The sequence below is a fragment of the Sphingobacterium sp. BS-2 genome, assembly GCF_046161205.1.
GTDB lineage: Bacteria > Bacteroidota > Bacteroidia > Sphingobacteriales > Sphingobacteriaceae > Sphingobacterium > Sphingobacterium mizutaii.
The window spans coordinates 22,446-42,116 of sequence record NZ_JBIXGO010000017.1 but is presented as its reverse complement, the minus strand read 5'-3'; the positions used below and the strand labels follow the sequence as shown (position 1 = coordinate 42,116).

16 protein-coding genes are annotated in these 19,671 nt (G+C 42.4%); 7 read left to right on the top strand and 9 right to left on the bottom strand.

The window, feature by feature from the left end:
• Positions 1-136: 136 nt before the first annotated feature.
• A complete protein-coding gene (locus tag ACK2WI_RS08980; RefSeq protein ID WP_093094896.1) occupies positions 137-1,975 on the top strand; it encodes a DEAD/DEAH box helicase in 1,839 nt (612 codons plus the stop codon).
• Positions 1,976-2,015: 40 nt separating this feature from the next.
• On the opposite strand, the gene ACK2WI_RS08975 is transcribed toward ACK2WI_RS08980, so the two are convergent.
• The 7 genes from ACK2WI_RS08975 to ACK2WI_RS08945 all read right to left on the bottom strand — a co-directional run bounded on the left by ACK2WI_RS08975 (position 2,016) and on the right by ACK2WI_RS08945 (position 9,453).
• A complete protein-coding gene (locus ACK2WI_RS08975) occupies positions 2,016-3,548 on the bottom strand; it encodes a glutamate racemase (protein ID WP_409150438.1) in 1,533 nt (510 codons plus the stop codon).
• 100 nt (positions 3,549-3,648) lie between these two features.
• Entirely contained in the window at positions 3,649-4,275 is a 627-nt protein-coding gene (locus ACK2WI_RS08970) for an HPP family protein (protein WP_409150437.1), read from the bottom strand.
• A gap of 2 nt (positions 4,276-4,277) precedes the next feature.
• On the bottom strand, positions 4,278-5,054 hold the full coding sequence (rlmB, locus tag ACK2WI_RS08965; RefSeq protein WP_093094891.1) for a 23S rRNA (guanosine(2251)-2'-O)-methyltransferase RlmB: 777 nt from the start codon (positions 5,052-5,054) through the stop codon (positions 4,278-4,280).
• 70 nt (positions 5,055-5,124) lie between these two features.
• Positions 5,125-6,945, bottom strand: a complete 1,821-nt coding sequence (locus ACK2WI_RS08960; protein WP_409150436.1) for a DNA polymerase III subunit gamma/tau — start codon at positions 6,943-6,945, stop codon at positions 5,125-5,127.
• Between the two features lie 270 nt (positions 6,946-7,215).
• On the bottom strand, positions 7,216-7,941 hold the full coding sequence (aqpZ, locus tag ACK2WI_RS08955; protein ID WP_093094887.1) for an aquaporin Z: 726 nt from the start codon (positions 7,939-7,941) through the stop codon (positions 7,216-7,218).
• Between the two features lie 315 nt (positions 7,942-8,256).
• Positions 8,257-8,757, bottom strand: a complete 501-nt coding sequence (locus ACK2WI_RS08950) for a hypothetical protein (RefSeq protein ID WP_409150434.1) — start codon at positions 8,755-8,757, stop codon at positions 8,257-8,259.
• 108 nt (positions 8,758-8,865) lie between these two features.
• Complete coding sequence (locus ACK2WI_RS08945; protein ID WP_093094884.1) at positions 8,866-9,453, bottom strand: C40 family peptidase; 588 nt, start codon at positions 9,451-9,453, stop codon at positions 8,866-8,868.
• A gap of 261 nt (positions 9,454-9,714) precedes the next feature.
• Between ACK2WI_RS08945 and ACK2WI_RS08940 the strand changes: the two genes are divergently transcribed.
• Both ACK2WI_RS08940 and ACK2WI_RS08935 read left to right on the top strand, forming a co-directional pair.
• Positions 9,715-10,602, top strand: coding sequence for an EamA family transporter (locus ACK2WI_RS08940; protein ID WP_409150432.1), 888 nt, complete (start codon positions 9,715-9,717; stop codon positions 10,600-10,602).
• 96 nt (positions 10,603-10,698) lie between these two features.
• Entirely contained in the window at positions 10,699-12,966 is a 2,268-nt protein-coding gene (locus ACK2WI_RS08935) for an inorganic phosphate transporter (protein ID WP_093094881.1), read from the top strand.
• Positions 12,967-13,225: 259 nt separating this feature from the next.
• Here ACK2WI_RS08935 and mtaB read toward each other — a convergent pair whose 3' ends face one another.
• Positions 13,226-14,545 (bottom strand): tRNA (N(6)-L-threonylcarbamoyladenosine(37)-C(2))-methylthiotransferase MtaB, encoded by a 1,320-nt coding sequence (gene mtaB, locus ACK2WI_RS08930; RefSeq protein WP_312697961.1) that lies wholly within the window; start codon positions 14,543-14,545, stop codon positions 13,226-13,228.
• A 179-nt stretch (positions 14,546-14,724) separates the two neighbouring features.
• Between mtaB and ACK2WI_RS08925 the strand changes: the two genes are divergently transcribed.
• The 4 genes from ACK2WI_RS08925 (at position 14,725) to ACK2WI_RS08910 (ending at position 18,740) form a co-directional block, all read left to right on the top strand.
• Positions 14,725-15,546 (top strand): thymidylate synthase, encoded by an 822-nt coding sequence (locus ACK2WI_RS08925; protein ID WP_312697962.1) that lies wholly within the window; start codon positions 14,725-14,727, stop codon positions 15,544-15,546.
• A 17-nt stretch (positions 15,547-15,563) separates the two neighbouring features.
• The gene (locus tag ACK2WI_RS08920; protein WP_409150430.1) at positions 15,564-16,061 is read left to right on the top strand and encodes a dihydrofolate reductase; all 498 of its coding nucleotides are present in this window, start codon (positions 15,564-15,566) and stop codon (positions 16,059-16,061) included.
• Positions 16,062-16,101: 40 nt separating this feature from the next.
• The gene (locus ACK2WI_RS08915) at positions 16,102-17,838 is read left to right on the top strand and encodes a M61 family metallopeptidase (RefSeq protein ID WP_409150428.1); all 1,737 of its coding nucleotides are present in this window, start codon (positions 16,102-16,104) and stop codon (positions 17,836-17,838) included.
• 194 nt (positions 17,839-18,032) lie between these two features.
• Positions 18,033-18,740 carry a hypothetical protein gene (locus tag ACK2WI_RS08910; RefSeq protein ID WP_409150427.1) on the top strand — a complete coding sequence of 236 codons (708 nt, stop codon included), beginning with the start codon at positions 18,033-18,035 and terminating at the stop codon, positions 18,738-18,740.
• Between the two features lie 427 nt (positions 18,741-19,167).
• Here ACK2WI_RS08910 and ACK2WI_RS08905 read toward each other — a convergent pair whose 3' ends face one another.
• The gene (locus ACK2WI_RS08905) at positions 19,168-19,671 is read right to left on the bottom strand and encodes a hypothetical protein (protein WP_409150425.1); all 504 of its coding nucleotides are present in this window, start codon (positions 19,669-19,671) and stop codon (positions 19,168-19,170) included.

The following is a 19,671-nucleotide window of genomic DNA, read 5'->3' as shown; positions in this document are numbered from 1 at the left end:
GCATTAATTTGCAGGAACCGAAAATCGGGAAAACCACATTTTTTATCATACAAACTATTGAAAATTAGGATTTATCAATTATTGTATTTACCTTTGCACCGCCTTAGGCAATAGTGCCTATTGTATATTTTATTTCATGAACCCATTTTTAGAACTGGGAATCCGTCATGAGATTGTTAATGCCATCACTGAGTTAGGTTTCGAGAAACCTTCTCCCATCCAGGAAAAAGCCATTCCTGTATTACTGACTGGTAACGACGATTTTGTCGGATTAGCCCAAACAGGTACAGGGAAGACAGCGGCATTTGGTCTTCCACTTTTAGAACAACTAGACTTTTCATCAAAACAACCTCAAGCATTGGTTCTATGTCCAACGCGTGAGCTATGTTTGCAAATCGCAAGAGACCTAGAAAAATTTGCCAAGTACATCGATAACGTACATGTGGTTGCCGTTTATGGCGGTGCCAATATCGGTGATCAATTACGCCAGATTCGTCGTGGTGTACAAATCGTGGTTGCAACTCCTGGTAGGATGTTGGATATCATTGGCCGTAACGCCATTGACTTCTCCAATGTTCGCTATGTGGTGCTTGACGAAGCTGACGAGATGTTGAACATGGGATTCCAAGAGGACATTAACAATATCCTTTCTGAGACTCCTGACGACAAAAAAACTTGGTTGTTTTCCGCAACCATGCCTAAAGAAGTGCGCCGTATCGCTCAAAACTACATGAACGACCCGAAAGAGTTAACTGTAGGTACTAAGAATACGGGTAACGAGAATATCGAGCACCAATACTTCATGATCAAGGCGAAAGACAAATACGCTGCTTTTAAACGTATTGTCGATTATTACCCAGAGATCTTTGGTATCGTATTCTGCCGTACTAAAATTGAAACGCAAGAAATCGCTGAAGCATTGATCAAAGACGGCTACAACGCCGACTCCTTGCACGGTGATCTTTCGCAACAGCAACGTGATAAGGTAATGAAACGCTATCGCGAGCGCAACTTGCAATTATTGATTGCTACTGACGTTGCAGCACGTGGTATCGACGTTAATGACGTAACACACGTTATCAACTATTCTTTACCAGACGAAACTGAAAACTATACGCACCGTTCTGGTCGTACTGCTCGTGCCGGTAAAACTGGTATTTCGATCTCATTGATCAATGTGAAAGAAATGAGCAAAATCCGTCATATCGAAAAGATTATCGGAAAAGAGTTTATCCGCAAACAAGTTCCTCAGGGTACTGAAGTATGTGAAAAACAATTGTTCTCTCTTGTGGACAAAGTACACAATGTAGAGGTACATGAAGACCAAATCACAGCTTTCTTACCTCAAATCATGGAAAGTTTGCAAGATCTTTCTAAAGAGGAAGTAATCAAAAGATTTGCTTCTTTGGAATTCAACAGATTCCTGAACTATTACCAAGATGCTCCTGACTTGAACATGGAAGCACGTGATGCTAGAGGCGAGCGTGGTGAAAGAGGTGAAAGAGGAGATCGTCGCTCTGGATCTAAAGGTTATACACGTTTGTTTATCAACCTTGGTTCTGTGGATGAGTTCAGCCGTGGAGATATGCTTTCTTACATCTGTAACAAAGGTAAAATCTCAGGCAAATCAGTTGGTAAAATAGACCTTAAAGGTGTATTCACTTTCTTCGAAGTACTTGATGCTGACGTAGACAGTGTATTCCAAGGATTTAAAGATGTTGACTTCAACGGAAGAAACGTAAGAATCGAAGTTTCTGGCGACAGACCTTCATCAGACAGAGGCGGAAGACGTCGTTCTGGAGGATTCGGTGGCGACCGTAGAGATAGAGGTGATAGAGGTGGTGACAGAGGATCTCGCGGTGGTTCTGGACGTAGAGACAGAAGCGATAGAGGCGACAGAGGTGGATCTGGAGGCGGTGGTTTCCGTGATTTCTCCGGAAAACGCAGAGACAGAGAATCTAGAAACAGATACTAGAAAATAAAAAATAAGCTCCAAATTGGAGCTTATTTTTTTATTACTTGATCCTGATCTCTTCAGCATGCCTTTTCATCTTGCTATTGCCATTTGAAAAGTTACGCATCAACTGATAGGTGTTTGGAATAACCGACTTAAATCTTTCCAAGGTCATATCCGAGATATTCCCTCGGTCAAAAGGCACCACCTTCACATATTCCTGGATCTCATTTTCCGTCCTGCCATATTTATAGTCATAGGTAAACCTGGCCTCTCCCCCTTCCAACTGCACCGATTTATTATCCTGATTTGGAACAGAGATATAAAACTCCGAATTCTTCAACATATCTCCCTTGGAATTAAACAAATCCTGTTCTTCCAGCGCTTCATATAATTCACGAGCCACAAAGACAGATGGATCAATGATATGCACCTCATTATCGATCAATGCTCGGTACTTATATTCGCCATCATTACCCTTGTATTCCTTCAACTCGCCTAAGACCTGGTTGATCTCCTTGACCAGATAAGGATAATGCGTACAACCCAACACCATTGCTTTCAATGGCTTTGCCCCTTCCGTCTTACGCATCTGTTCCAGTAAGCTCACCAAATGGTAACGGATGTAGTTTTCCGAAGAATTGATCTGCATCATGGTGCAATCCTCCGTATCCTTGCTATCGCAAAGCATCTGGTTCTTATCAAAATTAAAATTATAGATATCCAACAGCGTGCGGTCTATCTTGTAGTCTTTGTTATCCAGTGATGGACCTCGGTAGTCTGATCTAGGTGCGTTGGCACTCGTCTTAATGAAATCCGGCTCTTCATCCACTGCCTCGGCAACCCCATGCCCACCTTGATTAAAGATTTGCAAATCCCCTGTATGGCCCGATTTGGCGATCTGTTCCCTCAACGTTCGCTCATATCCTCCAGAAGCAATGGTCCCTACCGTGGCAAAAACGGCTATAGAACCCGATTCTTCCTTATCAAAGAGCGCCAATGTCCCACGGGCAGCAGCATTGATCACTCCGATAACCGGAATATCCAGGTTCGTTTTTTTCATAAAAGCCTCAGCATCCTTATAACCATAGGCAGTTGCCGTATTGCAGGCAATCACGATCGCTTTTACCTTTTCCTTATCATTATTGAATTTTGCCGATTGATAGTTCGGGTAATACTTATTGGAAAGCAAGAATTGGAAATCCTTGATGATATGCTCGATCAATAGCTCATCCTTTTGAGCAGCATGATAGTTCCCATAAGGCATGTTCGCCTGATCCGCTAGATAGATAAAATTCTCTTGCTTAAAATCGAGTAACCCATCCTTTTCTTTTGATCTCGACTGATTATTATGCTCATCAAAATTCACAAGGGCATCCAACACCGTCAAACCACCCGTACCGGAATCAAAAACACCGATCGGTAGATTGTTCAATGATTTAGGATATTTCTTGAAATCAACGTAATAAAAGTTTTTCTGGTCCTTCAAGATTGCTTCCTCAATCTTTAAAGGACTTTGTGCCTGGACATAACATGTACTCCCAAGCGAAAGCGCAAAAATGGCCAAGCCATTTAGGATAGTTAGGTGCTTCATTGGATATTCGGTAGATTGCCGTAAAGTTATCCGTTTATTCTGAAATTCAAAATAAAAAACGCAGAAACGTGCAATTATCGCAAATAAAAAAGACCAATATTCAAATATTGGCCTTAAATCTTTCAAATCTTTGCTTCAACTGCTTTCGCCTAGATCGCCTTAGTCTAGAATATCGCACCGGATAATGCCGTTTCTTGGTAATATTGTTAAATATCAAGGCCACTAGCAGCAAGATCAGAGCACCCAATAAAACCGGGGCCAATACATATAAATAGCCCAACTCCGTGATTTTAGCGCCTCCACTGACAGCAATCAGTGCGGTCGCACCACCTGGAGGATGCAGGGTCCTGCTGAATTGCATCGCTACGATGGAAGTGGCTACTGCTAATGGTGCTGTCAACCAGATCACATCCGGCAATAGTTTGGCAATGGTCACCCCTACGATGGCCGACACCACATGTCCACCCACCAAGTTCCGAGGTTGCGCCAATGGACTTTGGATAGCACCATACACTAAAACAGCAGAGGCTCCAAAGGAGCCAATTAAAAATACATTTTCTAAAGGAGGAAAGTGAAGCGACTGTATAAAGGCTATCAGCCCAATACCGACAAATGCACCCAGGAAAGACCAGAAATGCTCCCTAAAATCCACCAAGGTCTCTCGGTACATCACGTACCGGTAGACCCTAAAATGCCTAGTTACTGATTTTTTAAGTCTATCAACCAAGGTTAGGAGATATTGCGCTGTCTAACCGCTTCATAAATAACCACTGCTGCTGAAACCGAAACATTCAGGGATTCAATCTCGCCGAACATTGGGATCTTAGCCAATTTATCCGCAATACGGATCAAATCGTCTGATACACCAACATCCTCTGCTCCCATGATGATACAGCTAGGGGTAGTATAATCCACATCGTAGATCGATTCTTTGGTTTTTTCGGTACTCACCACCAATTGCACTCCTGAATCAATCAAGAATTTGGCAACACGGCCTAAGGAGTCCTGTCTACAAACGGGAATCTTATAAAGTGCTCCAGCCGAAGTCTTGATTGCATCCGGATTGATCTCCGCCGAACCTTTCTTAGGAACAATGATCGCGTGCACGCCAGCACATTCCGCTGTACGGGCTATCGCTCCCATATTCCTGACATCCGTAACTCCATCCAACATCAACAACAAAGGAGTCTCTCCTTTTTCGTAGATCGTCGGCAATAGATCTTCAATGTCCTGATAAGTGATCGGAGAGATTACCGCGATAACCCCTTGATGGTTCTTGCGGGTAATTCTATTTAATTTTTCAATAGGTACCTGTTGAAATGCTAGATTCTGCTCTTTTACTAAAGCTTTGAATTCTGCAAACAAAGGTCCCGACAGACCACGTTGAACAAACAAGGATTCTATTTCTTTTCCGCTATCGATGGCTTCCATGACAGCACGGATCCCAAATACCATCTGATTTGTCTCACGCTTTTCGGACCTGTCCCTACGTTGAAAATTTTGCATGTGTTATTGTTATGGATAAAGGCCTTAACAGCCTGAAAATAATTCGTACAAAGGTAGAAAAGAAAAATGATTAGCTTAAACCCAAATCAAATGTTTTTCTCAACTCATCAAGCATAGGATTTTTGGCAACCATGGCTTGATATTTCTCTTGTGAAGTATAAGGTTTGCGCTCTTTGGTCTTCTCCACCATCAGCCCGTCAATATCCAAGGAGAAGTTGCGCAATTGCACCCTCAGGTAGTTCAACATATCGATCTTGCCCAATTTCAGCTCTTCCATCTGCACCATGTTCTCCACCTCTACCTTGATCGTTGTCCCTTCTAGCACTGGGGCATTCGAAGTCATGATGGTATACAGCGTAATCTTGCTTTCACTACGCAGGATTTCAGCAAACTCATTCCACTTGCTCAAAAAACTGTTCTGAGTCACCTCATAGAACTCATTTCCTTCTACCAATTCATTTTCTTCATCAGCTTCTGACTTTTTATCGTCAAAAATCGTGTTCAGATTAGGTACCGATATGGAAGTTTTGATATTGCCCCATCCCCTAGCAGCTGGTTTAGGAGTATCTGTCGCTGGAGCTGGATTTGAGCTAACTACAGCCGGTTTAGCAACAGGCGCACTAGGCACCGGTTTTGGCATTGCTGCCGGTTGCGAAGCGGGTTGAGCCACCGGAGAAGCAATTTTCCCCGTTGCAGCTGGCGCAGAGCCATTTGCCGCACTAGGGCTTATACCTGGGTTAGGGAGTTTTTTTTTTAATTCAGCTAATGCTGGTAGACCTTCTGCTCCTAGTTGAATGGCACTCGCTATATGGCACATTTTCAATAAGGACAGTTCTACCTGCAATCTTTGGTTTTTACTACTGCGATAATTGACCTCACATTGGTTGGCAATATTCAGGGCAGACAGCAATAAACCGCTGGAAAGCGATTGTGACTGTTCCAGATATCTTTTCTTCACGTTTTCACTCACCTCCAACAGCTTCAAGGTACTTGGTTCCTTGCTCACCAATAGGTTACGGATATGCGAAGATAAACCTGCAATAAAATGTCCGCCATCAAATCCATTGTTCAACACCTTATCAAAAATCAACAAGGTATTGGCAGCATCCTGTCTGGCGATGGCATCCATCAGTTGGAAGTAATAATCATAATCCAGGATATTAAGATTGTTGATTACTGCTTGGTAAGTCAGGTTCTTGTTTGAAAAACTGACGATCTGATCAAACATCGAAAGCGCATCCCGAAGACCGCCGTCCGCTTTTTGAGCAATTACATGCAGACCATCCATTTCATAGGTCACCCCTTCTTTCTCTGCAATAGCAGAGAGATGGCTTGCCATATCATCCACTTTGATCCTATTGAAATCAAAGATCTGACAACGGGAAAGGATCGTAGGGAGGATTTTATGTTTTTCAGTGGTCGCTAAGATAAAGATCGCATAAGAAGGTGGCTCCTCTAAGGTTTTCAGAAACGCATTGAAAGCCTGTTGCGAAAGCATGTGAACCTCATCAATAATATAGATCTTGTATTTTCCCGTTTGAGGCGGGATCCTCACTTGATCAATCAATGAACGGATATCATCTACGGAGTTATTCGAAGCTGCATCCAGCTCATGAATGCTGAAAGAATTTCCATTCTGGAAAGATTTACAGCTATCACATTGCCCACAAGCCTCATTCGATTCCGTGATATGCTCACAGTTAATTGTCTTGGCCAAGATACGGGCACAAGTAGTTTTACCAACACCACGAGGACCACAGAACAGAAATGCCTGAGCTAACTGATTGTTATGTATTGCATTCTTAAGTGTTCCGGTAATGTGTTGCTGCCCTACTACCGAGTCAAAAGTGACCGGCCTATATTTGCGCGCAGAGACAATGAAATTATCCATGCACGAAGATAATCATTTTCAAAGTTTGGCACAAACAAAAACCGTTTTCAGAACATTTCTCTTGACGAAGGAATGAGTTACAATCTTGGTCCATCCTCCCATCTATGTTTGGCGAGCGGAGTCGAGCCACATCCTGGTTCATTCCATGATCTTGGTCCATCCTCCCATCCTCGTCGGGTGAGCGGAGTCGACCCCAATCCTGGTTCAAAAAAAAGAGTCACCTTTTCAGGCAACTCTCTCCATTTAAATTAATCAAAATAATATTTTCAATTACGCGGTTTTTGGTTCGTTCTGCACCAATCTCCAAAGTACAGCACCAATTACGGCACCCACAAACGGAGCAACCAAGAACAACCAAACCTGAGAAATTGCATTTCCACCCGCAAAGATCGCAGGACCAAGGCTTCTAGCAGGATTTACTGAAGTCCCTGTGATAGGAATAGCAACCATGTGGATCAACACTAAGGAAAAACCGATCGCTAAACCCGCCATCGTTCCATTTCCAAGTTTTGATGTGGTCCCCAAAATAACGAACAAGAACAGCGCTGTCAATACCGTTTCGGTAATAAACGCCGCCATCATGCCGTATTCATTTTGATAACCTGCACCCCAGCCGTTCGATCCATAAGCCCATTCGCCAGCACTGAAACCTGCTAACTGACCGGACAAAATAGTCTTCAACACAAAGGCACCTAAAATACCACCCAATACTTGGGCAGCAATATAAACTATAGCATCCTTTCCTGACATTCTGCCCGAGACTAGGACACCCAAGGTAACCGCCGGATTGATGTGACAACCCGATACACCGCCAATCGCATAGGCGAAAACTACCACGGATAAACCAAATGCCAAGGAAATCCCCAATAACCCTAGGCCTGATGTATGTGCAAGCGTGTCACCTCCGGCAACCGCTGCAGCACCACAGCCAAACAATACCAAACCAAATGTTCCAATCAGTTCAGCAATGAATTTTGATAATGTTTTTGTTTCCATAATTTATTATTTGGATACAAATTAACAATTAATATCAATAATTACCTCATAAAATAACGGTAGAATTATCTCCACAAAAACGGAGATTCTCAATTATTTTCAGAAGGGAAGGGAGCATCATTTTAGTTTTCAGGAGATTAATCGAAATTCAATAAATAAAAAAAAGGACCGATATCACATCGACCCTTTTTCTTAATTGTTTTACCTAATAACCTTTAAATCACCAAACAATTTATTGAAACAAATTACTTGACTCAAAAGTAGGGCTATTGGTTAAAGTTACTGTTAAGAGAAAATTAAATAATAAATTTCCTTTTATCTCGCCTTTGCCGTCGCCAGCATCCTTACCACTTCATCGATCGTGGTACGGCCTGCTTCCACCATTTTATCTGGTCCCGGATAGTCCGGATCAAAGGTTACAGTCTTCGTTTTTTCTTTATATGCGAAGGTCAGCTTATACCTTGGCTTACGCTCGCCAGCTGCCCTCTTGCTTAAATCAACCGTCATATCATCTGGTAAATTCCAGAAGCCCAACTCCTGCGCTTTCCTGTGTAGATACAACAGGTCATTGTCACGAAGTTTCAAGCTATCCTCTACCAGCTTATTGTCTTTAGTAAGGTAATCGTACTCCTGTGTCTTGGAATTGAAGTGATTCAACATCGAATCCGGAAATCCATAAGTAATTTCGATATGGTCGAAATCCGAATACCGGTATGGTGCATTTTTCACCATCGATGAATAGTAATACACACAGTAAATTAAAAATGGAACTACTACACATAGCCCTAAGAAAATCTTTTTAGTTTTTTCTGACATGATACGCTATAAAATGTGCACAAAAATAGGGATTTGTACAGATTATAACAGGCTTATTTGAGAATAAAGCCGAATATCGGACATAATACTGTCATAAAACAACAGCCACTATCCCTTTGGCGTACCGCTCCGCTTGAAATATTTATAATACCAACTATCGTTCAGGTTGGAAATGATCACGCCTTTACGCGTAGACACATGCACAAACTTGCCATTGTGCAAGTAGATGCCCACATGATCGATATTACGCCCACCAAATGAAAAGAACACCAGGTCCCCTTCTTTCAATTGCTTCTCATACTTGCGCTTCACATTGTCGGCCATGTCCCTGGATGTCCTCGGCAGCTCTTTTCCATAGATCCTATCGTACATCAAGGTCACAAAACCCGAACAGTCCACCCCTCTTTTATCCATTCCACCCATTCGGTGTGGAGTGCCCATCCATTCGTCGATCATCAGGTACAGACTCTTATTATCCAGATCTTTGGTCTTCACGCCCAATAATTCCGCATAATTATCCAACTTATTACCCGAATACTCCATCCCGCGCGCATCACTGGCATCCGAAATCGGTGCTCCTTTCTTAGGCTTTACACTTCCATAGGAAGCTCCGCCCGCAGTTTTTCGTTTCGCTCCACAGGAACTCAACACAATTGCCGCCAAAAGAAAAAGTAATAAGCTGTAATTAATCTTCATCCAAAACCTCCAAATCAAAAATATCAAGCTATACAATCAAATGCCACCTGTTTTTTTCCACAAATGTGATTTAATTATTTGCCTAAGCCGCACAATATAGGTTAATAATCCTTAAAAACCGGTTTTTGGAGCAAAATATTTGTCGTGACAACCAAATTTTATGGACGCTAATTTTTACCTGAACGATTTGATTTGTCTTTTCTGTGTCATCAACTGTTTTTACCCTTAGCGCATAGTCTTTATTTCATTTACTTTTGCGCCATGAATAAAACAAAAGGCGCAATAGCCGTATTCATTGGAGCCGCGAGCTTCGGAATTCTATCCACCTTTGTTAAAAAAGCCTATGCCCAAGGTTACAACCTAGGCGAAGTGACCGGAATCCAAGCCCTCTTAGGGGTCATCTTCCTCTGGCTAACTTGGCTACTCATTAAAAACTCCCAGAAACAGAAATCCCAAGTACCCCTAAGTCCGAAATGGAAAATCTACCTCAGTGGTATTAGCACAGGGATGGTCAGCATATTATATTATAAATGTGTAGAACTGGTGCCTGCATCATTAGCCATCGTCTTGCTGATGCAGTACATCTGGATCGGGCAGATTATCGAACTGATTTTCTTTAAGGTAAAACCGCAGCTCAGCCAAATCATCGTTATCCTCGCTATCCTTGCCGGTACCGTCTTCGCTACTGGAATGATCGAGGAACCCCTTGAATCCTTCTCTTTGTTGGGGATTGGCTACGGTCTGTTGGCTGCAACGGCCTATTCCATCTTTATGATCGTCAATGGTCGCGTGGGCAATGATTACCATCCAATCCATAAAAGCGCCATGATGATCAGCGGAGCCTTGTTCCTGATCCTGATCAGCTTACAACCCTTTAGCTTGTTCAGCCCCGAAACTTTCATCGGCATCCTGCCTTATGGCTTGTTGCTTTCCATTTTTGGAACCGTTATCCCACCCTTGCTCTTTGCTTATGGAATGCCTAAAGTGGGCTATTCCCTTGGGGCCGTCCTGAGTGCCGTAGAATTGCCAGTGGCAGTCTGCATGTCCTACTTGGTGCTGCAAGAATCGGTTAGCTGGGTTAAATGGGTCGGTGTTATTTTTATTCTTCTGACGATATTCTGGAAGAATAATTTGAAAACAAATAGCTAAATTTTAAGGTTTTTACGCTATACTTGCAGTTTTAGAAATTATATTTCAGTTTTAGTCTGATCACCCATAACAATCTAGATTGAAAACAAATACATTATGGAGAACTACCTTTATCTCGTACTCATCACGCTTGCTGTCTTAGCAATTATAGACCTGATGGTCGGTGTTAGTAACGATGCTGTAAACTTCCTGAATTCAGCCATTGGATCGAAAGCCATCCCTTTCAAAAGCATTATGATCATTGCCAGTTTGGGTATCCTTTTCGGATCGGTCTTTTCGAGCGGAATGATGGAAATCGCCAGGAGCGGCATCTACGTCCCCAGTAAATTCTCCTTCGATGATGTAATAACCATATTTCTCGCCGTCATGATTACGGATATCATTTTATTAGATGTCTTCAATTATTTCGGCCTCCCAACTTCGACCACCGTATCCATTGTATTCGAACTCTTAGGTGCTGCCATCTGTTTGGCCATCTACAATATTGCCATTAAGGACGGTGATTGGTCTACCCTTTCTTCCTATATCAATACGGATAAAGCCTCCGAAATTGTCTATAGTATCCTATTGTCCGTCGTCATTTCCTTTACCGTTGGTATGGCCGTACAGTATATTTCCAGGGTATTGTTCACTTTCCAATTTGAAAAAAAATTAAAGACCATTGGCGTATTCTTTGGCGGTATCGCCATGGCATCTATCTCCTACTTCATCCTGATCAAAGGGATGAAAGGCGTATCCTTCATAGGTTCTGATGTTAAAGATTGGGTTGCGACCCATGAATTGCTACTTCTAGGTGGATCATTCGTGGTCTTCACCATCTTGAGCTACATCATCAACCTATTGGGTTATAATATTTTAAAGGTAATTATCGGCATCGGTACTTTCGCGTTAGCGCTTTCATTCGCTGGAAACGACTTGGTCAACTTTATCGGTGTACCCGTTGCGGCGGCTCAATCGGTAGAGATCTTCCAGTCCATTCCAGGAGCCAATTCCGAAACTTATATGATGGATGCTTTGGCGTCCAGCGAAATCGTCGCTCCTACCTGGATCCTATTGTGTGCAGGTATCATTATGGTAATCACCTTATGGACTTCTAAAAAGGCTAAGACAGTTATCGAAACTGAAATGAGCCTTTCTAATCAAGGGGATGGCACGGAGAAATTCAAGTCCAATATGCTATCGCGTAGTATCGTTAGGGGATTTATCAGAATTGGCTCAGGTCTGAGCTATTTGATGCCACGAACCTTGCAAGCTAGCTTGGACAAGAAATTTGAAAATCCATTATTGACAGCTCATAGAAAGAAAAAGAAGTCAAAAGATGAACCTATGTTTGATATGATCCGGGCTTCGGTCAACCTCATGGTTGCCTCCAGTCTGATCGCTTTAGGTACCTCGATGAAACTTCCACTTTCTACCACCTATGTTACCTTTATGGTGGCCATGGGTTCTGCATTTGCAGATCGCGCTTGGGGCCGTGAAAGTGCGGTATACCGTGTATCGGGAGTGTTCCATGTCATCGGCGGTTGGTTCGTGACTGCGGGCTGTGCATTCGCTGGGGCGGTTATCTTTGCTTTCTTCCTGAAGATTGGTGGTATCGTCACCTTTGTGATCTCCCTAATTGTCCTTGCCCTATTGCTCTATAGAAATGCCAAGAGCCATGACCGCAAGATCAAAGCCAAGGCATTGCAAGAACTGAACCTGGAAAAAGGCGACATCATCGGTCTGCAACAGGTTATTGAAACCTCTGCGCAACAGATCAGTGAAACCTTCTCTAAGACCAACCTTTTCTTTAAGGAAGCCATAGACTCCTTGATCAAGGAAGACCTGGATGCTCTGACAAGCAACAAAAAGCTGATCAAGAAATTGCAGAACGACCTGAATTCGACCAACAATGCGATGTATGATTATATCCGCAGCTTGGATGATAACTCCGTTAAGGGAAGCCGCTATTACATCATTTCCCTAGGTTACCAACAGGATATGGTGGAAAACGTGGCAGTCATCAACTCCAATGCCATGTCGCATGTTGACAACAACCATAAACCACTGAAGATCAGCCAAGCAAAAGACTTGAAATATGTGGTAGAAAGAATCGCTGAATGGTTCTCAAAAATCAACATGACCTATAAGCGATTGGATTTCAGCAAAATAGACGAGATTATCAAAGAAAGAGAAGATATCCAAGAATACATCAACAACCTGTTGGACAAACAGATAGACCGGATCAGGACTTCTGAAAACAGTCCAAAAAACAGCAGGCTGTACTTCTCCATCCTTCTTGAAACCAATGAGCTGATCAGTTCAACCTTCAAGTTGATGCGTCTGCACAAAGAGTTTGATAGCTTCAGAAGAAGAAATGCTTAGCAGCTCAAATTCAACTCATCAAAGAAATCAATCCCCATTACAAAGGGCACAAAAATAGCATAAGGAAAGGCAGGATTTAGACCAAAAGGAATGGTCTAAATCTTGACCTTATTCGAGATTGCTTCGAGACATGTTCGGGAAATGGTTAGAAATAATTCTATCCAATCCGAACGTTTCCGAATATGCCTCGAATGAGACTCGAACAAGTCCCGAACCAAGTCAGAATAAAACCAAAAAAAATCTGGGATCTTCTATCCGATTAATGCGCTAATACCTCTGGCAATTCCTCGATATCCACATCCCCATTTTCAGAAATGGAAATGAACTTAACGGGAACCACCTCGTTTACCAACAAAGGATCATAAGGTGTACGCACTTTCACATAGTTCTTGGAGAAACCATGCATATAACCATCTTTGATATCACCTTCAAATAGCACCTCATCGATAGCACCTAACTGCGATTCGTAGAAGGCTCTACGTTTCTTTTCAGAAAGGATATGCAACATCTTGCTTCTATCGCTACGTTGGGCACCCGGTACGGCACCTTCCATTTGAGCGGCAATGGTATTTTCACGTTCGGAATAAGTGAATACATGTAGGTAAGAGGTATCCATCTCATTCAAGAAGTTGTAAGTATCTATAAAATCTTCGCGGGTCTCGCCAGGGAATCCTACGATTACATCCACTCCAATACAGCAGTTTGGCATCAAGGATTTGATCTTAGCTACCCGTTCGCTATACAATTCGCGTTTGTAACGGCGTCTCATTTGGGCAAGCACCTTATTGTTTCCCGACTGTAGGGGCATGTGGAAATGCGGCACAAATCTTTTGGACTGGGCGACAAATTCAATGATCTCATTGGTCAACAGATTGGGTTCGATGCTGGAAATACGGATTCTATCGATTCCTTCCACCTCATCCAATGCTTTTACCAGATCCACAAAACGATCTTGTCGTTTTCCATCACGGATGCCGTAGTCACCGATATTGACTCCGGTCAAAACGATTTCCTTGACACCTGAAGCGGCAATCTCTTCGGCTTGGCGAACGATATCCTCAATCTTGCCTGAACGGCTGGCACCACGTGCCAAAGGAATCGTACAGAAGGTACAAGAATAATCGCAGCCATCCTGAACTTTCAAGAAGGTTCTGGTACGGTCGCCAATGGAGAATGCAGAAACGAATTGATTGGTTTCATCGATAGGCGCATTGTGGACCACTGCTTTTTCGTTCTTGGTCAGGTCATCGATATGTTCGATGATATTGAATTTTTCAGCAGCACCAAGGACCATGTCCACGCCTGGTATTTCAGAGATTTCCTTGGGTTTCAATTGCGCATAACAGCCAACAATGGTGATATAGGCATTTGGGGAATGCTTCAGGGCTTCCTTCACGACCTTTCGGCACTTGCGGTCAGCATGGTCGGTAACCGAACATGTATTGATCACATAAACATCTGCCGCACTATTGAAAGGCGTAGTTTCATAACCCGCATCCTTAAAGATACGACCTATAGAGGAGGTTTCTGAAAAATTCAGCTTACATCCCAACGTATAGAAAGCAACTTTTTTTCCCATAATATTTTGCAAAAATACATAAAATGATGCAAAATGTTCAGTATTGATGAATTGTGATATTTTAATGATTTAACCCGGGAGTGTAAAAAAACCGGAAAGTTCCGCAAAGGCCTCAAAAAGCAAAATACATTTTCAAAAAAAAGGGTATCTTCGTAGGAGAAAAAAATCAAGGGGAATCAATGAAACAGTATTTAGACTTACTTGAACACGTATACACGACTGGTGTTGAGAAAACGGACCGAACTGGAACAGGAACTAAAAGTGTATTTGGGTATCAGATGCGTTTCAACTTGAAAGATGGTTTTCCACTTGTAACGACCAAAAAGTTACATTTACGTTCCATTATCCATGAGTTGATCTGGTTCCTGAAAGGCGAGACGAACATCCAATACCTCAAGGAAAATGGCGTGAGCATTTGGGATGAATGGGCAGATGAAAACGGCAACTTAGGTCCAGTTTATGGATCACAGTGGCGCTCATGGCCTACTCCTGATGGCCGTCATATTGACCAGATCACCCAAGTGATCAATCAATTGAAGAACACCCCGGACTCCCGTAGGATCATTGTCTCGGCATGGAATGTGGCTGAAATCGAAAACATGGCTTTGCCGCCATGCCACGCTTTCTTCCAATTCTATGTGGCTCCAGCGCAGCCGGAGAAAGGGATAATGAAACCGCAGCTTTCCTGCCAATTATACCAACGCAGTGCCGATATTTTCTTAGGGGTACCCTTCAATATCGCTTCCTATGCCCTCTTGACCATGATGGTGGCACAAGTATGTGATATGGAAGCCGCTGAATTTGTCCATACCCTTGGGGATGCGCATATCTACAGCAACCACTTTGAGCAGACCGAACTGCAATTGTCTCGTGACCCAAAACCTCTTCCGCAAATGAAGATCAATCCTGAGGTTAAGGACATCTTCGATTTCAAATTTGAAGATTTTGAATTGGTCAATTACGAACATCACCCGCATATCAAAGCTCCCGTAGCTGTATAAAAAACTAAAATATTTAAATGAGTTATCCTAAAGTTACATTTATTGTGGCGGCAGCCGAGAATAATGCAATTGGAATAGATAACCAAATGCCTTGGCATTTACCCAATGATTTCAAATACTTTAAAGCCAAGACCATGGACCATTCCATTGTCATGGGCAGGAAGACCTTTGAATCCATCGGCAAAGCCCTGCCGGGCAGAAGGAATATCGTGATCAGCAGACAGCCTCAATTTAAAGCCGAGGAAGTTGATGTAGCGAATAGTATAGATGCAGTCATGAACTACTGTAGAGATGAAAAGGAAATATTCATCATTGGTGGAGCAGAGATCTTCAAACAGGCTTTGCCTCTGGCCGACGAAGTCCTTTTTACCCGGGTTCACACCGACATTCCTAATGCAGATGCTTTCTTCCCCGAATTGCCGGCGAATGAATGGGAATTGGTCAGCCAAGACCCCCATCATAAGGATGAAAAGCACAAGTTCGACTATACTTTTGAAGTTTATAAAAGAAAATAAGGGATACCAAACAAGGTTTCCCTTTTTACGTTAAAGAATTATGAGTAATAGCAGTATACAGTTCCAATTATCTTTTATTGAACCCCAAGCACATTATGTGGAGGTTCGAATGATTCTAGAAGGATTTGGTCAAGATTACCTTGACCTCAAGATGCCGGTCTGGACCCCTGGCTCCTACTTAATCCGTGAGTTTGCGAAAAATGTGGAGCAGATGAAAGTAGAAGACGCAAAAGGAACAGCACTTGAATTTGATAAAATCAACAAGAATACCTGGAGAGTTCATTCAAAAGGTTCGCAGGTAAAGGTTTCCTATCGGGTTTATAGCTTTGAAAGATCGGTACGCACCAATTTTGTGGATGATCAACATGCCTTTATCAGTCCTGCTGGTACTTTCTTGTATCTTGATGGCTATCTGGACCATGCATCGACCGTACAGGTCGAGCTTCCAAGTTTTTGGTCCAAGATTTCCACCGGCCTGGATTTGGTGGAAGGTAAACTGAACCTATTCTTTGCGGATAATTTTGACATCCTGTTTGACTCTCCTTTAGAGATCGGAAACCAAGATAGCTGGACCTTCAATGCTGCCGGTATTCCGCATGAATTTGCCATGGTGGGAACGGCGAACTACGACAGGGACCGCTTGTCGGAAGATATTACCAAAATTGTAGAGGTAGAAACGGCGATCTGGGGATCGAATCCGAATGATCGATATGTTTTTATCACCCATAACTACCAAAGCTCTCATGGTGGTTTGGAACACCTGAATTCGACTGTTTTGGCAGCTTCGAGATCAGCATATTCCAATAACATCACTTATAATAATTTCTTGAGCTTGGTCGCCCATGAATATTTCCACCTCTGGAATGTCAAGCGTTTAAGACCAGCCAATTTGGGTCCTTTCAACTATGATGAGGAGAATTACACAGCTTTGTTATGGATCTTTGAAGGATTCACCGCTTATTACGACAACCTGATAACCCGAAGATGTGGTTTTAGGAATGAACAGGAATATCTGAACGAATTGGTTTCAGAATTCAACTTGGTGTTGAACCGCCCTGGTCATAAGGTGCAATCGGTAGGTCTTTCCAGTTTTGATACCTGGATCAAACAATATCGTCCGGATGAGAACTCATCCAACGTCAGCATTTCCTATTACAATAAGGGCGCGATGTTGGCTACCATGATCGATATCAGTATTATTGCAAAAACAAAGGGCAGCAAACGCTTGGACAATGTCCTGAAAGCCGCCTATGATAGATATTACCTTATTGAGAATAGAGGAATCACCGAGCAGGAATTCCAGGAATTAGCAGAAGAAGTTTCGGGAATATCCCTAAAAGAGATTTTTGATGCCGTGTATACCACCGAGGAGATAGACTATAATGCCTATTTCAATGCTATAGGTTATCAATTTATAGATACCAACAAAGCCACAAAAACTGCGAGCATAGGGATCAAGGTATCCCATCAGGATGGGCGTACCATCATCAAGAATGTAGACCGCAATTCCGCAGCATGGGTGGATGGATTGAATGTGGATGATGAGATCGTGGCAGTGAATGGCAATCGATTAGATCCGATGGGAAGAGAATTGGATCAAGCTGTTCTCAACAGCCAAATTGGCGATGCCTTGCAGATCTTGGTTGCTAGAGATGGCCTAATGCGTGAAATCACGATCCATTTAAAAGCTAGTGAAAAGGTTTCCTATGTCATTGAAAGAAAAGAAGACAGCACCGAAGAGCAGAGAAGATTAGGTGATATCTGGCTTTCTCTATAATCTTAACAATATACCAATACCCTGCAATGGAACTCCTTTCGTTGCAGGGTATTTTGTTTTCGCTCATCAAAACTAATTAGTCACTCATTATCAATAATTTATTTCAAATTTTTCATTATTTTTAATGGCACACAATTAACAGAATCGAACCTAAGACCAATTATAGGTTCCGTACCGTTTAACCAATTACGGCCATGCAAATAAAACCCATACAAAACCACAACCTCTATGCTTATCGGCGGCTCCGTAGAGCAATAGGCTATCTAGGTATTTTCCTACCCACTATTTTAGTACTGCTCTCCCTCATCAAATTCTTTACGACCAAAATACAGCCTTCCATCAGCCACTATTACTATACAAACCTTCGAGAGATCTTTACGGGTACCTTATGTGCAGTAGGCTTATTTTTGATCTGCTATAAGGGAAATGGCAATAAATCGATCTTCAAAAACGATAATTTACTGACGAACGTCGCTGGAATCATGGCATTCGGGGTAGCTTTCATTCCAACGGACCCCATTTCAGATTCCTGTTTGAAGTGCACCTTGATCAACTTCAGCTTAACTTGGCTCCACTATGCCTTTGCTGGCGTTCTCTTTTCCATCTTTGCCCTATTGTCCATTAATGTCTTTACCATCGGGCAACAAAAAAACACTGATATCCCCGTCAGCATGTTCAATGAGAACCGCATCTACAGATTCTGTGGCTATGGGATTATTGTATGCGTGGTCATGGTACCCCTAAAATTATTCCCCTACTCGACCCTTGTATTTGAAGCCTTAGCCCTTTGGATGTTTGGGATCTCCTGGCTCATCAAAGGAAGAGCACTTGGCGACGAAGGTGTCATAGGCGAAAAAGTCTATCGGGAGCATAATGCGGTGGATACGGAGAAGGGGATTTAGGTTTTAGTATTTAGTAGTTAGTATTTAGTATTTAGACGGTAGAGTTGGATATTCATTTGTGGTATCTCAACATGTAAAACTACAAAATAAAAAATACCATGCATTGTATTGGTTTACAGCTCCTTAACCTTCGGTTAAGGATGACAGGATCTTAGGGGGAACAACCGTACAGATTCTTCGCTAAATGCTCAGAATAAGATTGGACAAAAACGGATTTCTTACTATGGAGACGAGTTGCGATTTACACTACCTCAAGGGGACAATTATTTTGCTGTGGTGATTTAAATAGCATGTCGAATGAATTTAATAATAATCAATACTAGGAAGGTTCTATGGCAGCCATAGGTCTAAATACTAAATACTTATTACTAAATACTCTTAACAACCAATAACGCCTTGCTTTCAAAAAGCAAGGCGTTATTGGTTGTTAAAACGTATATCTTATCGAGAATCCAACTCCATCCCAGATCCTGAATCCACTTTCTTGTAGGAAATCGAAATAGGGTTTGATATCTAGTGACAATGCTAGTGGAGCTTCCGGAATTTTGTATTCCACTCCGACGATACCATCGACACTAAGTGCCATTTCAGAATGCTTGTCGAAACGCTGTCCTTCTTTGTTGGTGAATGCTTTACTGGTATAAGAACCGATGGAACCACCAAAACCCCAGAACCAAGAGAAATCATTGTACAATGGCATGTGGTTTTCATAGAGACCTACCAAGCGGAATCTGCTGTATTCCGAGTTGCCCTGAATGCTTAGGATACCTTCCAAAGCTTTGTTAGGATTCATTGTATAACGATATGTCAATCCTGTTGCCGAACCAAATCGGGCACCAATTGCATGTTGGGATGGTAACTGCGCGCTGGCAAGGTTAGTTGAAGCGAAAATAGCGATAAAAACTAATGTTAGTTGTAAGATTTTTTTCAT